Source organism: Pauljensenia hongkongensis (assembly GCF_001746855.1).
In the GTDB taxonomy this organism is placed as follows: domain Bacteria; phylum Actinomycetota; class Actinomycetes; order Actinomycetales; family Actinomycetaceae; genus Pauljensenia; species Pauljensenia hongkongensis.
This window is the reverse complement of record NZ_CP017298.1, coordinates 1,412,269-1,416,002: the sequence shown is the minus strand read 5'-3', so window position 1 is coordinate 1,416,002 and position 3,734 is coordinate 1,412,269. Positions and strand designations below refer to the sequence as shown.

General features: G+C 69.4%; 3 protein-coding genes. All 3 read left to right on the top strand.

Annotated elements, in window-relative coordinates:
- Nucleotides 1–914: phosphatase PAP2 family protein (locus BH719_RS05850; protein WP_009743880.1), on the top strand; the 914-nt coding region annotated here is incomplete at its 5' end.
- A gap of 79 nt (nt 915–993) precedes the next feature.
- The gene (locus BH719_RS05845) at nt 994–1,533 is read left to right on the top strand and encodes a DoxX family membrane protein (RefSeq protein ID WP_009743879.1); all 540 of its coding nucleotides are present in this window, start codon (nt 994–996) and stop codon (nt 1,531–1,533) included.
- A gap of 285 nt (nt 1,534–1,818) precedes the next feature.
- Nucleotides 1,819–3,678: a ribonucleoside triphosphate reductase gene (locus tag BH719_RS05840; protein WP_009743878.1), complete on the top strand. Its 1,860-nt coding sequence runs from the start codon at nt 1,819–1,821 to the stop codon at nt 3,676–3,678.
- The last annotated feature ends 56 nt before the right edge of the window (nt 3,679–3,734 follow it).

Here is a 3,734-nt window from a genome sequence, read left to right as displayed (position 1 = left end):
GGCGCGCACCCGGCAGGCCGGGCGGGCGGGCCGCCGCGCAGGACGGGGCCGACGCCTGGTACCGGCGCAAACTCGCCCGCCGCATCGTCGCGCTGCTCGCGTGCGTCGCCCTGTGGCTGCTGCTGTCCTACGCGGCGATATCGACGGCCGCCGGGCAGGTGCTGGACACCCTGCTCATGGAGGCGACCATGCGCGCCACCGGGCGTCTGGTCTCCTTCACCTCGGTCGTGACGGGGGTCGTGTCCGTCCCCGCCATGGTCGTCGCGGGCGTCGTCGTGGCGCTGGTGGCGGTGGCGCGCAAGCGCCCCACACTGGCGGGCCGCGCCCTGGGCATGGTGATCGGCGCGAATGTGACGACCCAGCTGCTCAAGGACATGATCTCGCGCCCGGATCTCGGGATGACCACGGGGATCTCCAACTCGCTGCCCTCGGGGCACTCGACCGTCGCGGTGACGCTGTCGCTGGCCCTGGTCGCGATCGCTCCGCAGTGGCTGCGCGCCCCCTCCGCGTGGATCGGGTGGGCGTGGACCTCCCTGATGGGGGTGTCCGTCATGATGGCGGGTTGGCACCGCCCCGCGGACGTGGTGGTCGCGGTGCTGATCGCGGGCGCGTGGGCCCTGGCGCTCTCCCCCATCGAGAGGCGCGCCCGGCACGGCAAGAGGGTGTCGAAGGTGATGCTGTGGGCGGTGCTGGCCGCGGGGGCGCTGGCCTTCTCGCTGACGCTGGTCGGCCTGTGGGGCTTCTCCATGTCGGCGGGGGCCCCGGGCTCGGGCTACGGTTTCAACGACTTCCTCTCCGTCCGCCCGTGGCGGTCCCTCGTCCTGGGGATGGGGGCGTGCGCGTGGATCGTGGCGGTCGTGGGCGCCGTGGTGCGCGAAGTCGACCTGCTCGCCGATGACTCGCGCAGCGCGTGAGGGAACGCCCGGGCGCCCGGCGCGCCTATAGTCGTCCGTGGATTGTTCGAGGGGCCCCGCCCCCCGTGGAAGGAGAGTCATGAGCGATAAGACCCCCCGCGCCGCGGGCCAGGCGGTCGCCTCTGCCCCGGGGCGCTTCGTGCTCGCCCTGCTGAGGATCTCCGTGGGCTTCGTCTTCCTGTGGGCGTTCCTCGACAAGGCCTTCGGCCTGGGGTTCCCCACCCCGTCCCGGCGCGCCTGGATCCACGGGGGCGAACCCGCCCAGGGCTACCTGCGGGGGGCCCTCGACGCGACCAAGCCGTTCACGCCTTTCTTCCAGTCCCTGGCCACGCCCCTGGCCGACTGGCTCTTCATGTCGGGACTGCTCTTCGTCGGCGCGGCCACAGTGCTCGGCGTCGCCTCCCGCCTGGCGGCAATGGCCGGGGTGGTGATGATGGTCATGATGTACCTGGCGGAGGGGACTTTCGTCGTGGGGTCCGCGAACCCCGTCGTCGACTCGCACCTGGTCTACGCGCTGGTCCTCGTCCTCGTGGCGCTGCTGGGAGCTGGCGACACGCTGGGGCTGGGGAAATGGTGGAAGCGCCTCGGCCCCGTCAAGAGGGTCCCGCTGCTGGTGTGAGCGGATTCATGACCCGCCGCGCGCGGTCCCGCGTCGGGCGGGGGCTTGGAATGGCGCGGTTCTCCCGCCGCCCCACAAGGACCATGGTCCCGGATCTGATTCGCGGGGATGGGATCCTCCGAGGCGGCCCGGCGCGTCGGACGTCCCGGCCGCGATTCCCGTCATGGCACTAGATATAGTGTTCTCTGTTGGTTCGACCCACTAGATTTAGTGGGCCCTGGAACCAGGGCGAGGTGGCCCCAGCCGCCCGCGAGTATTCGGAACACGTAGAGAACCAGGTGAAACATGACCGCCAGCGCCGCCTTGACCATCGACCCCGTCGCCACAGTCGACGAGTACCTGGACCGCTCCGACTGGCGGGTCAACGCCAACGCCAACCAGGGGTACTCCCTCGGCGGCCTCATCCTCAACTCCGCCGGCAAGATCATCGCCAACTACTGGCTCGAGAAGGTCTACACCCCGCAGATCTCGGCCCCCCACCGCGAGGGCGACTACCACATCCACGACCTCGACATGTTCGCCGGGTACTGCGCGGGCTGGTCCCTCAAGCGCCTCATCCAGGAGGGGTTCAACGGCGTCACGGGCGCCATCGCCTCGGCCCCGCCGCGCCACTTCTCCTCCGCCTGCGGCCAGATCGTCAACTTCCTGGGGACCCTGCAGAACGAGTGGGCCGGCGCCCAGGCGTTCTCCTCCTTCGACACCTACATGGCGCCCTTCGTGCGCCTGGACGCCATGGACTACGACGAGGTGCGCCAGTGCATGCAGGAGCTCATCTACAACCTCAACGTCCCCAGCCGCTGGGGCAGTCAGTGCCCCTTCACCAACCTCACCTTCGACTGGACGTGCCCCGACGACCTGGCCGACGAGCACCCCATGATCGGTGAGGAGGTCGTGGACTTCACCTACGGGGACCTGCAGCCCGAGATGGACGTCATCAACCGCGCCTTCATCGACGTCATGAGCCAGGGCGACGCCGACGGACGCGTCTTCACCTTCCCCATCCCCACCTACAACATCACCCCCGACTTCGAATGGGAGGGCGAGAACGTCGGCGCCCTCTTCGACATGACCGCCAAGTACGGCCTGCCCTACTTCCAGAACTTCATCAACTCCGACCTGGACCCCCACATGATCCGCTCCATGTGCTGCCGCCTCCAGCTCGACCTGCGCGAGCTGCTCAAGCGCGGCAACGGGCTCTTCGGCTCCGCCGAGCTCACCGGCTCGGTCGGCGTCGTCACCCTCAACATGGCCCGCCTCGGCTACCTCCACAAGGGCGACGAGGCGGCGCTGGTCGCGCGCATGGACGAGCTCATCGACCTGGCGTCCGCCTCGTTGGAGATCAAGCGCGCCACCATCCAGGAGCAGATGGACAGGGGCCTGTTCCCCTACTCCAGGCGCTACCTGGGCACCCTGGACAACCACTTCTCCACCATCGGCGTCAACGGCATGAACGAGATGGTGCGGAACTTCAGCGACGACGCCTACGACCTCACCGACCCGCGCGGCTTCGACATGTGCGTGCGCCTGCTCGACCACGTGCGCGAGCGCATGGTCCAGCTGCAGGAGAGCACCGGGCACCTGTACAACCTCGAGGCCACGCCCGCGGAGGGCACCACCTACCGCTTCGCCAAGGAGGACCGCAAGCGCTACCCGGGCATCATCCAGGCCGGCACCGACGAGCAGCCCTACTACACGAACTCCTCTCAGCTGCCCGTCGCATACACCGACGACCCCTTCCAGGCGCTCGAGGACCAGGAGGTCCTGCAGGGCAAGTACACGGGCGGCACCGTGCTGCACCTGTACATGGGCGAGCGCATCAGCTCGGGCGCCGCGTGCCGGGAGATGGTCCGCCGCTCCCTCACGGCCTTCAAGGTGCCCTACATCACGATCACGCCGACCTTCTCCATCTGCCCCGTCCACGGCTACCTGGCCGGAGAGCACTTCACCTGCGACAAGTGCGCGGCCGCGCGCCCCGGCCGCGAGCCCCAGGCGTGCGAGGTGTGGACCCGTGTCATGGGCTACTTCCGCCCCGTCCAGTCCTTCAACATCGGCAAGAAGGGCGAGTACAACGAGCGCCAGATGTTCTCCGAGGGAGCGGCCGACGCCCACGGAGAGCTCGTCGGCGCCTACGGGGCCAGGGCGTGACCACCGCCCGCCCACTGAGCGGGGCCGGGGCGGGAGTGGGCGCAGCGCACGGCGCT

Excerpts from the sequence above, each read along its gene's own strand:
- BH719_RS05845 (WP_009743879.1), top strand. The coding sequence starts at position 994 with ATGAGCGATAAGACCCCCCGCGCCGCGGGCCAGGCGGTCGCCTCTGCC.
- BH719_RS05840 (WP_009743878.1), top strand. The coding sequence starts at position 1,819 with ATGACCGCCAGCGCCGCCTTGACCATCGACCCCGTCGCCACAGTCGAC.